Here is a 19412-nt window from a genome sequence, read left to right as displayed (position 1 = left end):
AGACTTCGAACACAGACGAGGCCATTTATGCATTACAACTGGAATTGGGGAATCTTCTGGGAGATGTCTCCCGATGGCATCCCCTACATCGATACGCTGCTGGCGGGCCTGAAATGGACCCTGGCCACGGCCGCCTGCGCCTGGATCATGGCACTGGTCCTGGGCACCATCTTCGGTACCCTGCGTACCACCACCAAGCCCTGGGTCGTGCGCATTGCCAACGGCTACGTGGAACTGTTCCGCAACATCCCGCTGCTGGTACAGATGTTCCTGTGGTATTTCGTGATACCGGAACTGCTGCCCAAGGCCCTCGGTGACTGGATCAAGAGCCTGCCGGATGCGTCCTTCGTGACCGCGACCCTGGCCCTGGGCTTCTTCACTTCCTCCCGTGTGGCCGTGCAGGTGACCACCGGCATCCAGGCGCTGCCGCGCGGCCAGCGCATGGCCGGCGCCGCACTGGGCCTGACGCCCACGCAGACCTACCGCTATGTGCTGTTGCCGATGGCTTTCCGCATCATCATTCCGGCGCTGACCAACGAATTTGCCGCCATCATCAAGAACAGCTCGGTGGCGCTGACCATCGGTCTGGTGGAACTGACCGCGGCGACCTACTCGATGCGCGAATTCACCTTCCAGACCTTCGAGGCCCTCACTGGCGCCACCATCATCTACGTGATCATTTCGGTCATCGCGCTGTTCCTGGCGCGTCTGCTGGAAAAAGTCACCGCCGTTCCCGGCTATATCACCGGCGGCAGCACCAGCGCAGGAGGGCATTGATCCATGTTCAGCAATTTCGATTTCGACGTCATCCAGCGTTCCTGGGTCTACCTGTTCACGACCGGCCTGAAGTTCACGCTCATCCTGACCTTCTCGGCCATGCTGGGCGGGATCATCCTGGGCACGCTGCTGGCCATGATGCGCCTGTCGTCCAACAAGCCGCTGTCGTTCATCGCGACCACCTACGTTAACCTGATCCGCTCCATTCCGCTGGTGCTGGTGATCTTCTGGTTCTACTTCCTGGTGCCTTTCATCGGCGCCTGGATCATCGGTGCCTCCGAGCCTATCCAGGTCGGCGCCTTCGAATCGGCCCTGATCACCTTCATCCTGTTCGAGGCGGCGTATTACTGCGAGATCATGCGTTCGGGCATCCAGTCCATCCCGCGTGGTCAGGTGTTCGCCGGCTATGCCATCGGCATGAACTACTGGCAGATGATGGGCAACGTGGTGCTGCCGCAGGCCTTCCGCAACATGACCCCGATTCTGCTCACGCAAACCATCGTGCTGTTCCAGGACGTGTCGCTGGTCTACGTGCTGGGTTCGGTGCCCGACTTCGTCACCAGCGCCTCCAAGATCGCGCAGCGTGATGGCCGTCTGGTGGAAATGTACCTGTTCGTGGCCGTGGTCTACTTCATCCTCAGCTTCGGCCTGTCGGCCTTGGTGAAGCGCTTCCAGAAGAAGATCGCCATCATCCGCTAATGCCTTTGACGGCCGCCGCCCGTGCGCTGTTGCGCCAGGTGGCGGCCAGTGAATCCAGAATTCAGAAATCCAGGAGAATCCAATGATTGAACTCAACAACGTCAGCAAGTGGTACGGCAGCTTCCAGGTCCTGACCGACTGCTCGACCTCCGTCAAGAAGGGCGATGTGGTGGTGGTGTGCGGCCCGTCCGGTTCGGGCAAGTCCACGCTGATCAAGACCGTCAACGGCCTGGAGCCGTTCCAGAAGGGCACCATCACGGTCGATGGTGTCTCGGTGGGCGACCCCAAGACCAACCTGTCCAAGCTGCGCGCGCGCATCGGCATGGTGTTTCAGAATTTCGAGCTGTTCCCGCACCTCTCCATCCGCGAGAACCTGACCATCGGCCAGATCAAGGTGCTGGGTCGCTCCAAGGAAGAGGCTACCGAAAAGGGCCTGAAGTACCTGGACCGCGTGGGCCTGCTGGCACACAAGGACAAGTTCCCCGGCCAGCTCTCCGGCGGCCAGCAGCAGCGCGTGGCGATTGCCCGCGCACTGTCGATGGACCCGATCGCCATGCTCTTCGATGAACCGACCTCGGCGCTGGACCCGGAAATGATCAATGAAGTGCTCGACGTCATGGTCGGCCTGGCCCAGGAAGGCATGACCATGATGGTCGTGACCCACGAAATGGGCTTTGCCCGCAAGGTCGCCAACCGCGTGGTCTTCATGGACAAGGGCCTGGTGGTCGAAGATTGCGCCAAGGACGAGTTCTTCGCTTCGCCGCGCTCGGAACGCGCACGTGATTTCCTGGCCAAGATCATCACTCACTGATCGCCGTAGCCAGTGTCAATGCAAGGGCCGCTCCGGCAACGGGGCGGCCCTTGTCGTTTGTGCCAGGTCAAAAGCGGGTCAGGGCTTGCTCCCGGGGTGCTTGACGGCTACGGTAGAATGTCGCCCTTGAAGACATCGCGGCTGGCTCTCCACAGCCCGCATCCGCCGGGATGCCTTGCCAGACACTGAGACTGCCCCCCACTCCAAGACCGAAAGAGCATCGCAATGAGCAACGTATTGACCATCACCCGCCCGGACGACTGGCACCTGCACCTGCGCGACGGCGCCACCATGCAGGACGTGCTGCCCCATACTGCACGCCAGTTCGCCCGCGCCATCGTCATGCCCAACTTGAAGCCGCCGGTAACTACCACCGCGCAGGCCGGTGCGTATCGCGATCGCATCCTGGCAGCCTTGCCCGCCGGCATGGACTTCGAGCCGCTGATGGTGCTCTACCTGACCGACAATACCCCGCCCGAGGAAATCCGCCGTGCCAAGGAAAGCGGCTTCGTCAAGGCCGTGAAGCTCTATCCGGCCGGCGCCACCACCAATTCGGATGCCGGCGTGACCGATCTCTCCAAGTGCTACAAGACCCTGGAAGTGCTGCAGGAAGTGGGCATGCCCTTCCTGGTCCACGGTGAGGTGACCGACCCCGAGATCGACCTGTTCGACCGCGAAGCCGTCTTCATCGACCGTATCATGAAGCCGCTGCGTCAGGCCATGCCGGAGCTGAAGGTGGTCTTCGAGCACATCACCACCAAGGAAGCGGCCGACTACGTACTGGCCGGTGAGGGCCCGACGGCGGCCACCATCACCGCGCACCACCTCCTGTTCAACCGCAACGAGATCTTCAAGGGCGGCATTCGTCCGCACTACTACTGCCTGCCGGTCTTGAAGCGCGAGACCCATCGCAAGGCACTGGTGGCGGCAGCGACCTCGGGCAATGACAAGTTCTTCCTCGGTACCGATTCGGCTCCGCATGCCAAGGGCGCCAAGGAGCACGCCTGTGGCTGTGCCGGCTGCTACACCGCGCTGCACGCGCTGGAGCTGTATGCCGAGGCCTTCGACAGCGCCGGTGCGCTGGACAAGTTCGAGGCCTTCGCCAGCTTCAACGGTCCGGACTTCTACAACCTGCCGCGCAATACCGGCACCGTCACCCTGAAGCGCGAGACCTGGGCCATCCCGGCCGAGCTGCCCATGGGCGAGGCCACCGTCGTGCCGCTGTCGGCGGGCGAACAGATCCACTGGAAGATGGTCTGACAGAGTCTGGTCTGCTTCGCGGACCAGCCGTGTTGCTTCGTCCCCGGCCCCGGCTTCCGACTGCAAGGGCCGGGCTGTCCATCACAACGAAAGAAAGGCGAGCTGTATGCAATTCGTCGATGAACTGATTACCGATTTCGACAAGGCGCTGCGCGTGATCAACGGCGTGGTGTTCGAGAGCCGTCCCAACCCGGGGCGCGGCCTGCCGGACGGTGTCATGAACGAGGCCGAGAAGCGCCACGCGGCCGGGCTGATGCGGGTCAACAATGTGGGTGAGGTGTGTGCCCAGGCGCTCTACGATGCCCAGGGCCGGTTTGCCCAGACCGAGGATATCAAGCAAGCCTTCCGGCGCGCAGGCATTGAGGAAGAGGATCACCTGGCCTGGACTGCCGAACGCCTGCGTGAGCTGGGTTCACATACCAGTCTGCTCAATCCGCTGTGGTATGGCGGGGCCTATGTACTGGGCAGTATTGCCGCACGCCTGGGGGATGCGCGCAACCTGGGCTTCGTCTCCGAGACCGAGCGCCAGGTCGAGCACCACCTGCTGGGCCACCTGGACAAGCTGCCGGCCCAGGACAACCGCTCGCGCGCCATCGTCGACCAGATGCGCCTGGATGAAATCGAACACGGCCAGGCCGCACGTGATCTGGGCGCGGCCGAAGTGCCGGCCCCGGTGCGCGGGATGATGAAGGCCATGGCCAAGGTCATGACCACGGTCGCTTACCGGATCTGATATCGGATCGCCACAGGCGTGGCGGACATGAAAAAAGCGGCCTCGGCCGCTTTTTTCTTTGGCTGCTTCCGTCCCCGGCGCTTACTGCTGCTGGGCGGCGGCCGAAGAGGCATCGGTCAGGTCGTCGATGATCTCGAAGGAGTGCGTCATCTCGGCGGTCTTCTCCAGCATGATCGAGGCCGAGCAATACTTGTCGTGGGACAGCTTGATGGCGCGTTCCACCACATTGCTCTTCAGATTGCGGCCACGCACGGTGAAGTGGAAATGAATCTTGGTGAAGACCTTGGGATCGGTCTCGGCGCGTTCCGACTTCAGGGTCACGTCGCAGCCGCGCACGTCCTGGCCGCTCTTGCGCAGGATCACCACCACATCATAGGCGGTGCAGCCGCCGGTGCCGGCCAGCACCACTTCCATCGGACGCGGCGCCAGGTTGCGGCCGCCGCCATCGGGCGCGCCATCCATCGTCAGCAGGTGGCCCGAACCGGTTTCCGCCGTGAAGGTCATGCCGGACAAGCCGGTCCAACGTACTGTGCATTCCATCTGTATCGCCCCAATCGGTTCCATGAAGCTGCGTATTGTAGCTTTTGATGCGCGCGCCCGCAGCCAGTGCAGGGGAGGGCATGTGAAGCTTCATGATTTTTGCGCTGCGGAAAAATTGTCGGATTATTATTCATCTATCGCATTTCCACTGCGCTTTCGGCAACTTGTAACTCAGTAGTGATGCCGCTTGCAGACAGTTACAAATTTATTCGCTGCGCGTTATTGCGTCGCACAAACCGCTTTGCTATATTGAATTCAACGGAAGTTTTTGCAGCACGTAACGATGTCTCCTCCACCCTCCTCATTGGTGTGGATTAAACCCGGAACCTCAGTGTCCGGGTTTTTTTTGTCTTTTTTCCGGCAAACTCGGTCAAAGCACGATGCAAAGTTGCTCCTGCGGCAACGAAATGCCGTCTTCCCGCGATAAAACCCGGGAAAATTGCCGGATCGCCGCCACAATCCCGCGAAACCTTTTGACGCTAAGTCCTTGAAAAGGCTATACTTGCCGGCTTTCCCATGCGCTCGGGGAGATAGAAGGATGAGTCCGCAAAGCGAAGCAGCAAGGACAGCAGGCATCGGCCGGCTGGCCCGCATGAGCGGAACCGCCATTTGAGCGTTTATATACTGATAGAGAAAGTCAAACATGAAGACCTTTTCCGCTAAAGCCCATGAGGTTCAGCGCGAGTGGTTCGTGATTGACGCGACGGACTTGGTCCTCGGACGTGTTGCCAGCGAAGTGGCACTCCGACTGCGCGGCAAGCACAAACCCGAATTCACTCCGCACGTCGATACCGGTGACTTCATCGTCGTCGTCAACGCAGGCAAGCTGCGCGTGACCGGCACCAAGGCCACTGAAAAGACCTATTTCCGCCACAGCGGTTATCCGGGCGGCATCTACGAAACCAACTTCCTGAAGATGCAGCAGCGTTTCCCCGGCCGTGCGCTGGAGAAGGCCGTCAAGGGCATGCTGCCCAAGGGTCCGCTGGGCTACGCCATGATCAAGAAGCTGAAGGTCTATGCAGATGGCAACCATCCGCACTCGGCCCAGCAACCGAAACCCCTCGCCCTCTAAGGAACAGACATGATCGGTAACTACAATTACGGAACCGGCCGTCGCAAGAGTGCAGTGGCGCGTGTTTTCATCAAGGCAGGTTCGGGCAACATCATCGTCAATGGCAAGCCCGCCGCTGAATACTTCTCCCGCGAAACCGGCCTGATGGTGATCCGTCAGCCGCTGGAACTGACCGGCAACGTCGAACGTTTCGACATCAAGGTGAACGTCCACGGTGGCGGCGAGTCCGGCCAGGCCGGCGCTGTTCGCCACGGCATCACCCGCGCTCTGATCGACTACGATGCCGGCCTGAAGTCGGCTCTGTCCAACGCAGGCTTCGTCACCCGTGACGCGCGTGAAGTCGAACGTAAGAAGGTTGGTCTGCGCAAGGCACGTCGCGCAAAGCAATTCTCGAAGCGTTAATCGTTTCCTGCATTACGGAAAGCCGTCGGCATGCTGCCGACGGCTTTTTGCTTTCTTGCCTGCCTGCTTTGCCGCAAGGGGCGGTACCGACAGCGCGTCTCGCATTGTGACGAGTATTCCGGCTATTTACGGAAATAACTTCCCAATGGGAAATCAGGGGGAAATATTCTCCTGCTAGAATTGAAAGCTTTCCGGCGTGTGATGTCGCGATGGGGTCGATGCAGTCGATGCGCGTACCTGCAGCGCTCATCCGCCACGGCGTATTTCTTCGCTTTTTTTTGCAAGGAACAGACATGATCAAGGTAGGTATCGTTGGCGGAACCGGTTACACCGGTGTCGAATTGCTGCGTATTTTTGCCACGCACCCCCAGGCCCGGGTGGAAGCCGTGACCTCGCGCAAGGAAGACGGCATGCCGGTGGCCGAGATGTATCCTTCCCTGCGCGGCCGCGTGGACGTGGCCTTCTCTTCGCCCGACAAGGCGCGCCTGACCGACTGTGACGTGGTTTTCTTCGCCACCCCGCACGGCGTGGCCATGGCCCAGGCACCGGAACTGGTGGCCGCCGGTGTGAAGGTGATCGACCTTGCTGCCGACTTCCGCATGCAGGACGTGGCCGCCTTCGAGAAGTGGTACAAGCTGCCGCACAGCTGCACAGACCTGTTGAAGGAAGCCGCCTACGGCCTGCCCGAACTGAACCGCGAAGCCATCCGCAAGGCGCGCGTGGTGGGCAACCCGGGTTGCTATCCGACCACCATGCAGCTGGGCTTTGCCCCGCTCTTGAAGGCCGGCGTGATCGATGCCTCGCACCTGATCGCCGACTGCAAGTCCGGCGTTTCCGGCGCCGGCCGCAAGGCTGAACTGAGCCTGCTGTTCTCGGAAGCCTCCGACAACTTCAAGGCTTATGGCGTCTCCGGCCATCGCCACTCGCCCGAAACCATCGAACGCCTCTCGCACCTGACCAGTGACAAGGTGGGCCTGCTGTTCACTCCGCACCTGGTGCCGATGATCCGTGGCATGCACTCCACCCTCTACGCGCGTCTGAACAAGGACATCGACAACGCCGCCCTGCAGGCCCTGTTCGAGGAGGCTTACAAGGATGAGCCCTTCGTCGATGTGCTGCCCTTCGGATCGCATCCCGAGACCCGCACCACGCGCGCCTCCAACATGCTGCGCCTGGCCGTGCATCGTCCGGACAATGGCGATACCGTGGTGGTGCTGGTGGTCCAGGACAACCTGGTCAAGGGCGCTTCCGGTCAGGCCGTGCAGTGCATGAACCTGATGTTCGGGCTGGAAGAAACCACCGGCCTGCAGCAGGTCCCGGTCCTGCCGTGAAGTACCGCTTGTGGCGTCGGCGCATGACGATTTCAGCGCCGAAGATGACCATCAAGCGGCACCTGCCCTGGCCGCTGATGATCCTTCTGTGGGCTGCCGTGGTGGGCGTGGGTGCGGCGGCGGCGGTCTGGACCTACCAGCTCGGCCGCAACAACCTGCCGGGCCTGCACGCCGATGCCGGCGATGCCAGCGAGCAGATCGAGCAGTTGAGCGAGCAGGTCAAGAAGTTGAGCGCCGAAAATGAGCGCTTGCAATCCGCCGCCAACGCGTCGCAAAATGAATTGAAGATTGCCCAGACGGCGCAGGCCACCTTGGCGACCCAGGTCAAGAACCTGGAGGCGGAAAACAACCGTCAGAAGGAAGACCTGGCTTTCTTCGACAGCCTGCTGCCCACCAACCTGGGCGCGCCCGGCATCACCATCCAGCGCTTCAAGGCCGAACAGGCGGCGCCCAACCAGGTACGCTATCGCGTGCTGGTCATGCAGGGTGGTGGGGGAACGCAACAGTTTGCAGGAAACCTACAGCTTAGTGTCAATATGGTGCAGGGCGGCAAAGGTGTTACCATCAACTTTCCGGAAGGCAATGCCACTGACCAGGCGCGCTACCGGCTCGCATTCAAGTACTATCAGCGGGTCGAAGGCCTGCTGACCATTCCCGAGGGCGCCATCGTTAAATCGGTGGCGGTCCGAGTTCTCGACCGCGGCCAGGTGCGTGCCCAGCAGTCGGTAGATCTGTGAGGTGATTCCATGTTTACACGCAAGACCAAGAGCACGATCGACAGCCTCATCGGCATGTCCACCAGCATCACGGGCGACGTCGGTTTCAAGGGCGGCCTGCGCATTGACGGCGCCATTACCGGCAACATCAATGCCGAGAGCGGTCAGCCCAGCGTGCTGGTCATCTCGGAACACGCCAAGGTGATCGGCGAGGTGCGTGCCGCGCATCTGATCGTCAATGGCGAGATCATTGGCGACGTCCACTCCACCGAACTGCTGGAGCTGCAGCCCAAGGCTCGCATTACCGGCAACGTCTTCTACAAGGCCCTGGAGATGCACGGCGGGGCCCTGGTGTCGGGCAAGCTCAGCCATGATCAGCAGGCGGAGACGCCCATGCTGAAGCTGGCCGTATCGTCGGAAGCATGAAAATCCGCAAGCGCTTATAATGGCTTTATCGATCTAATGTATTGATCCGCCTCAAGCCCAGCAGGAGCCCGAAATGAATGCCGTAGCCGAACTGCAACAAACCGACATGCCCGCCCCGATCAACTTCAGCGACAGCGCAGCCGCCAAGGTGGCCCAGCTGATCGAGGAAGAAGGCAATCCCGACCTGAAACTGCGCGTCTTCGTGCAGGGTGGTGGTTGCTCGGGTTTCCAGTACGGTTTCACCTTCGATGAAATCGTCAACGAAGACGACACCACCATGAGCAAGAACGGCGTCCAGCTGTTGATCGACTCGATGAGCTACCAGTATCTGGTGGGCGCCGAGATCGACTACAAGGACGACCTGGAAGGCGCGCAATTCGTCATCAAGAATCCGAACGCCACGACCACTTGCGGTTGCGGCTCTTCCTTCTCGGTGTAAGTGCCGCCAGACTCCCCGTACCATGCTGGTTTGCGGGGAGATGAAGAAAAAGGACGCCGCGGCGTCCTTTTTTCATGTCTTGAATCTTCATATCGGCCTGGGGCCACCGTCCGGCGGGCCTTCCCGACGTCTGTTCCTGGACGCCGCAAAAGCCCTTGTTCGCCTTACCCCAAGTCAGTGAAGGCTTTTGCCGCAGCGGCGATGGTTTCCTCGATGATGGCATCGCTGTGCTGGGCCGATACGAAGCCAGCCTCGAAGGCCGACGGTGCAAAGTACACGCCCGCATCCAGCATCTTGTGGAAGAAGCGGTTGAAGCGCTCCTTGTCGCCCTGCATCACCTCGGCATAGCTGGTCGGCACCTTGGTATCGAAGTACAGGCCGAACATGCCGCCAATCGCATCGGCGGCAAAACGCACACCAGCCGCCTTGGCCGCCGCGCTCAGGCCATCGGTCAGCTTGCGGGTCTGTGCCGCCAGGAGTTCGTAGAAGTCGGGCTGCTGGATGATCTTCAGGGTCGCCATGCCGGCCGCCACGGTGACCGGGTTGCCCGACAGCGTACCTGCCTGATAGACCCCGCCCAGCGGCGCCAGATGCTTCATCACCTCGGCACGACCGCCGAAGGCCGCCACCGGCAGGCCGCCGCCGATCACCTTGCCCAGCGCCGTCAGGTCGGGGACGATGCCATTCAATTCCTGGGCGCCGCCACGGGCCACGCGGAAACCGGACATCACTTCATCGAAGATCAGGATGGCGCCGTATTCGGTGCACAGGCGGCGCATGGTGCGCAGGAATTCGTCGGTGGCCCGCACCAGGTTCATGTTGCCGGCCACCGGCTCCACGATCACGCAGGCGATTTCGTTGCCGGCAGTCTTGAAGGCTTCTTCCAGCTGCTGGGCATTGTTGTAGTCCAGCACCAGGGTGTGCTTGGCAAAATCTTCCGGCACCCCGGCCGAGGTCGGGTTGCCGAAGGTCAGCAAGCCGCTGCCGGCCTTGACCAGCAGGGAATCGGCGTGGCCGTGATAGCAGCCTTCGAACTTGATGATCTTGTCGCGACCGGTGGCACCACGGGCCAGGCGCAGCGCGCTCATGGTGGCTTCGGTGCCGGAGGAGACCAGGCGGATCTGTTCGATGGAGGGGACCAGCTTGATGATTTCCTCGGCCATCTCGATCTCGGCCTCGGTCGGCGCGCCAAAGGACAGGCCGCGCGCGGCCGCCAGCTGCACCGCCTTGACCACTTCCGGATGGGCGTGGCCGACGATGGCCGGGCCCCAGGAGCCGATGTAGTCGATGTAGCGCTGGCCTTCGGCATCCCAGAACCAGGGGCCTTCGGCGCGTTCGATGAAGCGCGGGGTGCCGCCTACCGAGCGGAAGGCACGTACCGGGGAGTTGACGCCGCCCGGCGTACTTTGCTGGGCGCGGGCGAACAGGGTTGCATTGGTCTTGGTCATGAGCTTGCGGAGTCGAGTCCGGATTCGTGGATCAGATCAGTTGATGGAGGGCGGCGCGTCCAGATCGGCGGGATCCTCCGATTCGCGCGCCCAGAAATAGCGGTCGGGCAGCAGCTTGCCCATGCCGATGCGCTGGGCATTGGCCAGCGCGGCCAGGGTGAACTCCTGCGCCTCGGAAGCTGCCAGCGGCACTTCCAGGTCATTGGCCAGCATGGCCGCCATGGCGCCCGAGAGCGTGCTGCCGGCACCGACGAAGGAGCCGGGCAGGCGCGGCCAGGCATCCTGGCGCACCAGGCCGGATTCGTCGAAGAGCGAATTGGCTACTTCCTGCAGGTCGGTCTGGGTATTGGTCACCAGCAGGTATTCGCAGCCCATCTCGATGATGTGCATGGCGTCCAGTTCGAGCGCATCGCCCGGCACCGGTTCGCGCCAGGTCTCGGCCAGGCGGGTAAGCTCGCCGGCCGAGCAGATCAGTACGGTGGCTTGCGGGATCAGCAGTTCGCGGATGGCAATCAGGCGGTCATCCTCGTCCTCCTGATTGGCCAGGGCGCTGATGAACGGGTCCAGGATCAGCGGAACGTCGGGGTAGTCGGAGACGATCTCGGCAATCACCGAGATGTTCTCGATACTGCCCAGGGCGCCCACCTTGAAGGCGGCCACGGCCATGTCTTCGAGGATCACGCGGGCCTGGTCGGCGACCCAGTCCACGTCGACCACCTGCACGTCTTCGACGCGGGCGGTGTCGCCGATGAGCAAAGCCGTCACCACCGACAAACCGTGGCAGCCCATGGCGGCGAAAGTGGCGAGATCGGCCTGCACGCCCGTGGCGCCGACCGGATCGGCGGCGCCGAAGCTGAGGATGAGGGGAGGAGTTTGGTTTTGCACGTCGAGTAGATTAAGATAGCTGACTTAGCATTTTACTTGATTGATTTTAGGGATAGTCAGCCGTGACGAATAGCAGCCAAACCGAATTCAAAACCTGGATGTGCCTGATCTGTGGTTGGATCTACGACGAAGAAGCAGGCCTGCCCGAAGAAGGCATCGCCCCAGGCACCCGCTGGGACGACGTCCCCATCAACTGGACCTGCCCGGAATGTGGCGCCCGCAAGGAAGATTTCGAGATGGTGGCGATCTGATCGCCGCCTGAACGCAATGACCGCCGCCGACGGTTTCGGCAACGCGCACCGGCGCCAGGCTCCTGGCGCTGCGCTGGCGGCGTCTCCTTCACCCGAAGAGGCGCCGTACACCCGCTCTTTTTTCCTGCCGGGCGGGATTTGATGTGGATCAAACTCTCCCAATCTCACGGGTTCGTCTCGTTTTCCCATCATTTTTTCTGCCTGGTGGTGCAGGCCCTTTGCCCGCTGGAAAAACGGTGAACTTTTCTGGGTAAAATCTCCTCCAGTACCAGCTTTGCCTGCGTGACCGGAAACAGGACGCACAGATGTCCGCCCGTCCGCCGTGAGGCAACCTCCCCCAACGGTCTTGTCATTGAGTCCAGCCACGCCATCGCGCCGCCGGAGCGGTATGGCGTGCGTGCGCATCGCCCATGCCGGGCGTGCCGGATGACATGGCCTTTTCCAACTGTCACATGAGGCTGGTATGCCACACACCAAGGATTTCGTCATCGATGCAGCCCCCGTCTGCGACTCGCCCGGCCTGCAGGAGCGCGAGGGGCTGGAGCAGTTCCAGGCCTCGCTGATCACGCGCATGGCCGCGTCCGACAATGAAAGCATGCGCTCGCGCCGCCTGGCGGTGGCCATGGGCGAGCAGCACTATCTGATACCGCTGGCCCAGGCCGGCGAGATCGTCCCGCTGGCCGGCCTGCCCGTCACGCCCGTCCCGGCCACGCAGGCGTGGTTTCTCGGTCTGCTCAACATCCGCGGCAGTCTCATCGGCCTGGCTGACCTCATGGGACTGGCCGAGGCCGCATTGCAGGAAATCGGGCGCGGTAGTCATGCCTTGCTGCTGGCCGATGGCCTGGCGCCCCATTGCGCTTTGCTGCTCTCACGCGTCCTGGGCCTGCGAGACATCACAGAAATGACGCGAATATCGAAAAACTTCGAGACGGAAATCGCGTTACCGGGCATCAACGGACGTTATAAAGACAACAGTGGTCAGCAATGGGATGAATTGGACCTGTCGCAGTTGATCCAGGATAGCCGTTTCCTGCAGATCGGCCGCTAGCAGCGGGCCGCCGGATCAGCAGTGCGCGCAATACGAATACCTGAAATACCTGAGAAATCCGAAAGATCTTCGAGATCTGCCAAGAGGGAATAGGAACACCGGCCATGGAACCGACCTTGCCGTCTCTGTCGAAAAAGAATGCCGTGGCCGAGGCCAGGCGGCCTGCCGTGCCGCCTGGCAGCGGTCTGCGCCTGCCCTGGCTGCATCGTTATTCACTGCGCACCCAGACCCGGGTGCTGCTGGGCGTGCTGGCGCTGTCGCTGGCCGCGCTGTGCCTGTTCATGTGGCTGGGAGCGCGCCTGTATCTGCTGGCCACCCTGCAGACCAACCTGGCATCGGACCTGGTGATGCACTCCCAGCGTATCGGCAAGGCCGTGCCCAATGCCATACAGGGCAATCCACAGGCCTTTGTGCAACTGGCGCAGAGCCGTCTCGAATTCAATCGCGGGCTGCTGTTGCTCAGCAGCGGCGGGCCCTACCAGGGACAAAATATCGGCCTGCCTGATCCTGCCCTCAAGCCGGCGCTGGAGAACGTGGCACGTCTGTGGCGCCGTACCGACCTGGCGGCCGAGACCATCCTCGGCATGGAAAGGGAACTGACCGGGTTCGGCACTACCCTGAAGCGGCTCAACGAACTGCTGCCGGTCATGCTGGACCTGAGCGAGCAGATCGCCATGCTGCAATCCCAGGGCCGCCCGACCACGCGCGAGATGACCGCTGCCAGCCAGTTGGTGATGCTGACCCTGCGCCTGGGCCGCAGCTCCAATGAGTTCCTCACCTCCGATGGCGTCAATGCCGAAACCGCCTTCATGCTCGGCAAGGACATCACCGCCTTCGGCGATCTGCTCAAGAGTCTGTTGGAGGGCAACGACATGCTGCGCCTGCGGGCTGCCAGCGATCCCGACCTGCGTACCAAGCTGCAGGACCTCATGCGGGTCTTCGGCGATTACCAGCCGCAGGTCACCGGCATTCTGGGCAATCTGCAGAATTTCATCGCGGCCAAGCGTTCCGAGCAGCTGGTCTTCACTGAAAACGAGACCCTCAAGCGCCATCTGACCGACCTGCAGGAAGCCTACCGGGTGGCCCTGAAAGCGCGTTCCTGGACCTTCTGGGCGGTGCTCTGCGCGATGGCGCTGGCACTCTTGAGTGCCATCGGGATTGCCCTGGTGCAGTTGCAAAGCAGCCGCAACAACGCCGCCGCCGCCGAGCTGCGGCGCCAGGAGGCCGAGCTGCAGCGTCAGCTGGCCCAGCAGGAAGAAGAAAAGGCCATGCGCGCCAACCACCTGACCCAGGCTGCCGTGCTGCGCCTGATGACCGAGCTGCAGCGCGTGGCCGATGGCGACCTGACGGTGCATACCACGGTATCGGACGATGTCACCGGAGCCATCGCCGATTCCGTCAACTACACCGTCGAAGCCCTGCGCGGTCTGGTCGAGCAGGTCACGCAGATGGCCGCCAAGGTGGCGCACAGTTCCGAACATGTGCGCGGCACCACCACCGAGCTGGGCGCCGCCGCGCGGGCCCAGGCGCGGCGCATCCAGCGCATCGCACAGGCCATGCTGGAAATGTCCAATCACATCACCGGTATCTCGGTCTCGGCCGACGAATCCGCCGATGTCGCCCGCCACGCCGTGGTGGTGGCCGAGCGTGGCGCGCGCGCGGTGGAAGATGCGGTCAAGGCCATGGACGGCATCGGAGAGCAGATCCGCGAGACCTCCGAGCGCATCAAGCGCTTGGGAGCCTCGTCGCAGATGATCGGGGAGATCACCGAGCTCATTTCCGACATTACCGAGCGCACCAACGTGCTCGCGCTCAATGCCGCCATCCAGGCCGCCTCGGCAGGCGAGGCCGGGCGCGGCTTCTCGGTGGTGGCCGAGGAAGTGCAGCACCTGGCCGAGCGCTCCAGTGCCGCCACGCGCGAAATCGGCGCGCTGGTCAGGATGATCCAGGCCGATACCCGCGACGTGGTGGTGGCGATGGAAAAATCCACCACCGGTGTCACTGATGGTGCCGTGCTGTCGGATGCAGCCGGCAGTGCCCTGGCCGATATCCGCAGCGTCTCCAAGCGCCTGGCCGAACTGATCCAGGGCATGGCCGTATCCACCCGCGGGCAGGCGGTGTCGGCCAATGGGGTGGCCCAGCAGATCCAGGGCATCCTGCGCGAGAACGACATCATCGAGCAGAGCCGCGAGCAGGTGTCCACGCTGTATGAAGAATTGTGGGATGCCGCCCGCCAGCTGGAAAGCTCGGTCTCGCGCTTCCGCATCAAGGTGACTTGACCCCGATTGCCGCCCATGATCACCGGACACGACATGCCAGCCGCCCAGTGCCCTGCCTCGATCGTCACCTCAGCCGACGTACGCCCGGGCGGCGTTGACGAACGCTTGCGCGAGACCTTGCGTCCGCTGCTGGTGATCGTGCGCCAGCAAAGCGCCGCCTGGGCCGCCCGCCTCGGTCAGGGAGACGGTGCGCCGCGACTGCCCGCCCTGGTCTTGCGTACGCTGGCGGCGCTGCGCGATTACGCCGCCAACAGCGGCGCCAGCGTCTTTGCCGAGTCGGCCTCGGGCCTGCTGCAACAGCTGCAGCACTGCAGCGAGGCTGGCGTGCAGGCGGGCCTGCAAGATCTCATCGAAGCCGGCATCCAGACCCTGTCAGCCCAGTTGGACGGAGCCTTGACGCCGGCGACCCGCTTGCCGCCCGAAGTCATCGATCCGGTGCTGCTGCCGGTGTTCCTGGAGGAGGCGCAAGAGCTCATCGCCGGCATCGGCGAGACCTTGCTGGTGCTGCCCGAGGGCGAGCATCCCGATGCCGTCGAGAGCAGTCTGCTGGCCGAACTGGCGCGTCCCCTGCATACGCTCAAGGGCAGCGCGCGCATGGTGGGGGCACTGCACCTGAGCCGCTGCCTGCATGACATGGAAGGCGCCTTGCAACGGCTGGGCAGCCCCGGTAGTCCTGCGCCGCGCAGCGTGGCTGCCTTGCTGGCCCTGTATGACCAGGCGGTAGAACATTTCAGCATCCTGGAACAGGGCCTGGTTGCCCTGCCCGGTGCTGCCACCAGCGCGATCATGCCCGCCCCCGCGCCGGGCAGCAAGGCCGCCGAGGGACGGCTGACTGCGCCGCTGGTACGTATCCGCACCACCGTGCTGGACAGGCTGCTGAACCAGGTGGGTGAAGTGTCGATCAGCCGCGCCCAGTTGGACAATGAAATAGGCGCCCTGCAGGGCGATGCCCGCGTACTGGGTGAAGAACTGGACTCCCTGGCCCGGCAGTTGCGGCGCTGGCAGCGCGGCTGGGAGCAGGGCAGCCTGGTCCCCCGAGGTGACGCCAGCGCAGGCCTGAGCGAGCTGGCCCAGGTCATGGAAGCAGCCCTGGCGGCCGCCATGGCGCGCCAGAAGCAGTTGTTGCAGCGGGTGATGAAAACGCGGGAAGGGCTGCGGCTGCAAGGTCGCACCACGCGTGAGCTGCAACAGGAGCTCATTCATGCACGCATGGTCAAGTTCAACAGCATGGAGCCTCGCATGCAGCACCTGGCGCGCCAGGTCGCGGCCGAAACCGGCAAGCCCCTGGCGCTGGACCTGTCGGACTGCCGCCTGCAGATCGACCGCGCCATCCTGGAGCGCCTCATGGGGCCATTGGAACACCTGCTGCGCAATGCCGCCGTACACGGCATCGAGGAGGCGCCCTTGCGCCGCGCGGCCGGCAAGCCGACCAGCGGCCACCTGCGCATCCAGGCCGGGCACGAAGGCAATGAAGCCGTCATCCGCGTGCGCGACGATGGCCACGGCCTGGACCTCGCCGCTATTCGCCGCAAGGCGCTGCAACGTGGTCTGCCCGGCGTGGAGCACTGGAGCGAGGCGCGCCTGGCCGAGCTGATCTTCGAACCCGGCTTCAGCACCAGCGCTCAGGTCTCGGCCCTGGCCGGGCGCGGCATCGGCATGGATGTGGTGCGCGCCGAAGTGGCCGCGCTGGGCGGGCGCATCACCGTGCATTCGTGGCCGGGGCAGGGCGTGCTCTTCACGCTCTATCTGCCGCTGTCACTGGCGGTGCAGCAGGTCTGCCTGCTGCACCACGGGCAGCAGCAGTACGCCATCCCCTCCACCCTCATCGACAGCGTGATCCAGCTGCGCAGCCAACAGGCGCGCCAGGCGTTGGCGCAGCGCGCATTGGAGGTCAATGGCCGGCAACTGGCGCTGCATCCACTGCACAGCCTGCTGGACGAGCCGCCGCCGGTGTCGCCGCCAGGCAGTGGTGAAGCCGATTCGGCCTTTGCCTTGCTCATCAAGAACGGCGATGAACTGATGGTCATCATGGCCGATCACGTCAGCGGCAACCGCGAAGTGGTGGTCAAGCCGGTCGGGCCACAGGTGGCTACGCTGTCCGGCATGGTCGGTGCCACCGTGCTGGGAGACGGGCAGATCGTGCTCATCATCAACCCGCTGCTGCTGGCCGGCTCGCGCCGCGTCGATGACGGCGCGGCGGCTGCCAACGTACGATAGTGGTCTTGGGCGGGCCAGCGGCGCCTGCTTCGGCGTTCGCACCAGGCACACGTTCGCCAGGGACCGCTGGCTGCGCCTGTCAGTGGCCGGTGGCCACCGGGCGCTGCGGATCGGAACTCCATTCGCTCCACGAGCCAGGATACAAATGCGCCCCCGGCAAGCCCGCCACTTCCAGCGCCAGCAGGTTGTGGCAGGCTGTCACGCCCGAGCCGCACTGCATCACTGCGGCCTGCGGATCACCCAGCACCGACAGCCATTCCTCGCGCAATTGCGCGGCACTCTTGAAGTGGCCATCGGCTTGCAGGTTGTCCTTGAAGAAGCGATTCTTCGCGCCCGGGATATGGCCGCCCACGGCATCGATGGTTTCGTTCTCGCCGCGGAAGCGGTCCGGTGCGCGTGCATCGACCACCTGCAGCGTCTGACTCTTGAGATTGTCCAGCAGGGTTTGCGCATCCACCGTTTTTACCAGCGAGGAGAGATCCTGGATGTTGCCGGGCATCGCCGGTCCAGGTATCTCGCTGGTGAGGGTCTCGCCCAGTGCCTGCCAGGCCGCCATGCCGCCATCGAGCACGGCCACGTCGCTATGGCCGATCCAGCGCAGCAGCCACCACAGGCGCGCGGCATACATGCCGCCTTGGGCGTCATAGGCCACCACCTGGGTGTCGTTGTTGATGCCCAGCTCGCGCATGGCCTGCACGAACTGCTGACGGTCCGGCAGCGGATGGCGACCGTGGAAGCGCCCGGCGGCATCGGTCTTGGGACCGGAGAGCAACTCATCCAGATGGGCAAAGCGTGCCTGCGGCAGGTGGCCGGCAGCGTAGGCTTCGCGGCCGAAGGCGGGGTTGCTCAGGTCGTGACGGCAATCCACGACAACAATGTTCAGATATTGCGCGCGCGACTTCAGCTCGCTGGCGCTGATGAGGGTCTGATAGGTCATGAGGCTCTCCTTTTGTTCATAGGCCCTGCAGACGGGCAGGATTCGGTGATTCAGACTTCGGTGGCGATCGGGTCCACCTTGGGAACGTTCCTGGCCAGCGCCTGAGTCTTGCGCTGGTTGCGATAGGTGGCCAACATGCCGCTGGCCAGGATGATGGCCATGCCCAGCCAGCCGATCCAGCCCGGCGCGTCGCCCCAGATCAGCACCCCGAAGAGGCTGGAGAAGACGATGCCGGTGTATTGCAGGTTGGCGGTGACCAGCGTATTGCCGAGCCGGTAGGCGCGCGTCATGGCAATCTGCGCGGTGGTGGCCGTCAAGCCTATCATGAGCACCAGCAGTGCACCGATCCAGGAATGGCTGTGCCATAGCGGTACGCGGCCGGTCACCACGCTACCGATCAGACCGGCCAGAACGCCGGTGGCAGAAAAGTAGAACACCACGCGGTACTCCGGTTCCCCCAGCAGTCCCAGCTTGCGCACCTGCAGGTACACCAGTGCCGAGAGCACGCCGGAGGCCAGCGAGATGGCACCGCCCAGCAACTGCTCGGCATTGAGCGAAGGCCGCATCAAGAGTGCCACGCCCAGGAAGCTCAGCGCCACCGTGCCGGCCAGTCCCCATTCAAATTTCTTCTGTCCCTGCCACCAGCCGGCCACGAACAGCATCACCGCGATCCAGATCGAGGACATGTAGTTCAGCGTCTTCGCCGTCGCCACCGGCAGCAGGCTGAAGGAGTAGAACCACATCCACAACGAGATCACGCCCACGCCGCCGCGGATGAAGTGATCGCGCGGGAAGGGGGTGCGCAGCGTGCCGCCGCGCACACGGATCAGACCGAGGATGAAGAGCACGCCGATCACGCCCCGGCAGAGCACGATCTCCGACGTCGAGTAGTAACTGCTGGCGAGCTTGACGCACGCACCCATGACGGCAAAGAGGAATGAGGCAACGAGCATCCAGAGCGATTGCATGGCGGCGGTTCAGTAGAGTGAGGGGAGAAGGAGCAAGGCACAGGCAGTAAGAGCCGGGCAGGCGCCGGTGCCAAAGAAAACGGCAGCCCCGGCGTGAACCGGGGCTGCCGTTGTGCAGCAGGAGCAGAGGTCGGGCGAGGGCGGCGGACAATGACGACGCAGATTGCGTCCGT

General features: G+C 63.2%; 20 protein-coding genes. 15 read left to right on the top strand and 5 right to left on the bottom strand.

Going from position 1 to position 19412, the window contains the following annotated elements; genetic code table 11:
• The first annotated feature begins 27 nt into the window (after window positions 1–27).
• From ACODSZ_RS20200 to coq7, 5 genes are all read left to right on the top strand, one after another.
• Window positions 28–777 carry an amino acid ABC transporter permease gene (locus ACODSZ_RS20200; RefSeq protein WP_175344700.1) on the top strand — a complete coding sequence of 250 codons (750 nt, stop codon included), beginning with the start codon at window positions 28–30 and terminating at the stop codon, window positions 775–777.
• Between the two features lie 3 nt (window positions 778–780).
• Window positions 781–1476: an amino acid ABC transporter permease gene (locus ACODSZ_RS20195; RefSeq protein WP_488928411.1), complete on the top strand. Its 696-nt coding sequence runs from the start codon at window positions 781–783 to the stop codon at window positions 1474–1476.
• A gap of 82 nt (window positions 1477–1558) precedes the next feature.
• Window positions 1559–2287: an amino acid ABC transporter ATP-binding protein gene (locus ACODSZ_RS20190; RefSeq protein ID WP_008331909.1), complete on the top strand. Its 729-nt coding sequence runs from the start codon at window positions 1559–1561 to the stop codon at window positions 2285–2287.
• 225 nt (window positions 2288–2512) lie between these two features.
• On the top strand, window positions 2513–3547 hold the full coding sequence (pyrC, locus tag ACODSZ_RS20185; protein WP_175344698.1) for a dihydroorotase: 1035 nt from the start codon (window positions 2513–2515) through the stop codon (window positions 3545–3547).
• 106 nt (window positions 3548–3653) lie between these two features.
• Window positions 3654–4280 (top strand): 2-polyprenyl-3-methyl-6-methoxy-1,4-benzoquinone monooxygenase, encoded by a 627-nt coding sequence (gene coq7, locus ACODSZ_RS20180; protein ID WP_008331904.1) that lies wholly within the window; start codon window positions 3654–3656, stop codon window positions 4278–4280.
• Window positions 4281–4361: 81 nt separating this feature from the next.
• On the opposite strand, the gene ACODSZ_RS20175 is transcribed toward coq7, so the two are convergent.
• On the bottom strand, window positions 4362–4820 hold the full coding sequence (locus ACODSZ_RS20175; protein WP_488928410.1) for an OsmC family protein: 459 nt from the start codon (window positions 4818–4820) through the stop codon (window positions 4362–4364).
• Window positions 4821–5463: 643 nt separating this feature from the next.
• On the opposite strand from ACODSZ_RS20175, the gene rplM reads away from it, so the two are divergent.
• From rplM to erpA, 6 genes are all read left to right on the top strand, one after another.
• Complete coding sequence (gene rplM, locus ACODSZ_RS20170; RefSeq protein WP_006461967.1) at window positions 5464–5892, top strand: 50S ribosomal protein L13; 429 nt, start codon at window positions 5464–5466, stop codon at window positions 5890–5892.
• A gap of 9 nt (window positions 5893–5901) precedes the next feature.
• Complete coding sequence (rpsI, locus tag ACODSZ_RS20165; RefSeq protein ID WP_006461968.1) at window positions 5902–6294, top strand: 30S ribosomal protein S9; 393 nt, start codon at window positions 5902–5904, stop codon at window positions 6292–6294.
• A gap of 293 nt (window positions 6295–6587) precedes the next feature.
• A complete protein-coding gene (gene argC, locus ACODSZ_RS20160) occupies window positions 6588–7625 on the top strand; it encodes an N-acetyl-gamma-glutamyl-phosphate reductase (RefSeq protein ID WP_008331901.1) in 1038 nt (345 codons plus the stop codon).
• A 23-nt stretch (window positions 7626–7648) separates the two neighbouring features.
• Window positions 7649–8362: a DUF6776 family protein gene (locus ACODSZ_RS20155; protein WP_175344697.1), complete on the top strand. Its 714-nt coding sequence runs from the start codon at window positions 7649–7651 to the stop codon at window positions 8360–8362.
• A 9-nt stretch (window positions 8363–8371) separates the two neighbouring features.
• Window positions 8372–8767 carry a bactofilin family protein gene (locus ACODSZ_RS20150; RefSeq protein WP_175344696.1) on the top strand — a complete coding sequence of 132 codons (396 nt, stop codon included), beginning with the start codon at window positions 8372–8374 and terminating at the stop codon, window positions 8765–8767.
• A 73-nt stretch (window positions 8768–8840) separates the two neighbouring features.
• A complete protein-coding gene (erpA, locus tag ACODSZ_RS20145; RefSeq protein ID WP_008331898.1) occupies window positions 8841–9206 on the top strand; it encodes an iron-sulfur cluster insertion protein ErpA in 366 nt (121 codons plus the stop codon).
• A 164-nt stretch (window positions 9207–9370) separates the two neighbouring features.
• On the opposite strand, the gene hemL is transcribed toward erpA, so the two are convergent.
• Window positions 9371–10654, bottom strand: coding sequence for a glutamate-1-semialdehyde 2,1-aminomutase (gene hemL / locus ACODSZ_RS20140; protein ID WP_175344695.1), 1284 nt, complete (start codon window positions 10652–10654; stop codon window positions 9371–9373).
• Between the two features lie 36 nt (window positions 10655–10690).
• Entirely contained in the window at window positions 10691–11539 is an 849-nt protein-coding gene (gene thiD, locus ACODSZ_RS20135) for a bifunctional hydroxymethylpyrimidine kinase/phosphomethylpyrimidine kinase (RefSeq protein WP_008331894.1), read from the bottom strand.
• A 98-nt stretch (window positions 11540–11637) separates the two neighbouring features.
• On the opposite strand from thiD, the gene ACODSZ_RS20130 reads away from it, so the two are divergent.
• The 4 genes from ACODSZ_RS20130 to ACODSZ_RS20115 all read left to right on the top strand — a co-directional run bounded on the left by ACODSZ_RS20130 (window position 11638) and on the right by ACODSZ_RS20115 (window position 17334).
• On the top strand, window positions 11638–11790 hold the full coding sequence (locus ACODSZ_RS20130) for a rubredoxin (RefSeq protein ID WP_006461975.1): 153 nt from the start codon (window positions 11638–11640) through the stop codon (window positions 11788–11790).
• A gap of 463 nt (window positions 11791–12253) precedes the next feature.
• A complete protein-coding gene (locus ACODSZ_RS20125; protein WP_008331889.1) occupies window positions 12254–12838 on the top strand; it encodes a chemotaxis protein CheW in 585 nt (194 codons plus the stop codon).
• A 104-nt stretch (window positions 12839–12942) separates the two neighbouring features.
• Window positions 12943–15117: a methyl-accepting chemotaxis protein gene (locus ACODSZ_RS20120; protein WP_488928409.1), complete on the top strand. Its 2175-nt coding sequence runs from the start codon at window positions 12943–12945 to the stop codon at window positions 15115–15117.
• 15 nt (window positions 15118–15132) lie between these two features.
• Window positions 15133–17334, top strand: a complete 2202-nt coding sequence (locus ACODSZ_RS20115) for a chemotaxis protein CheA (protein ID WP_488928408.1) — start codon at window positions 15133–15135, stop codon at window positions 17332–17334.
• Window positions 17335–17413: 79 nt separating this feature from the next.
• On the opposite strand, the gene ACODSZ_RS20110 is transcribed toward ACODSZ_RS20115, so the two are convergent.
• Window positions 17414–18271 carry a sulfurtransferase gene (locus ACODSZ_RS20110; RefSeq protein WP_175344692.1) on the bottom strand — a complete coding sequence of 286 codons (858 nt, stop codon included), beginning with the start codon at window positions 18269–18271 and terminating at the stop codon, window positions 17414–17416.
• Window positions 18272–18321: 50 nt separating this feature from the next.
• Entirely contained in the window at window positions 18322–19239 is a 918-nt protein-coding gene (locus tag ACODSZ_RS20105) for a DMT family transporter (RefSeq protein ID WP_488928407.1), read from the bottom strand.
• Window positions 19240–19412: the final 173 nt, after the last annotated feature.

The sequence above is a fragment of the Herbaspirillum sp. FG34 genome (assembly GCF_057809315.1).
Note: the sequence above shows the minus strand (reverse complement) of the source record. Positions and strands in the feature narration are given on the sequence as shown.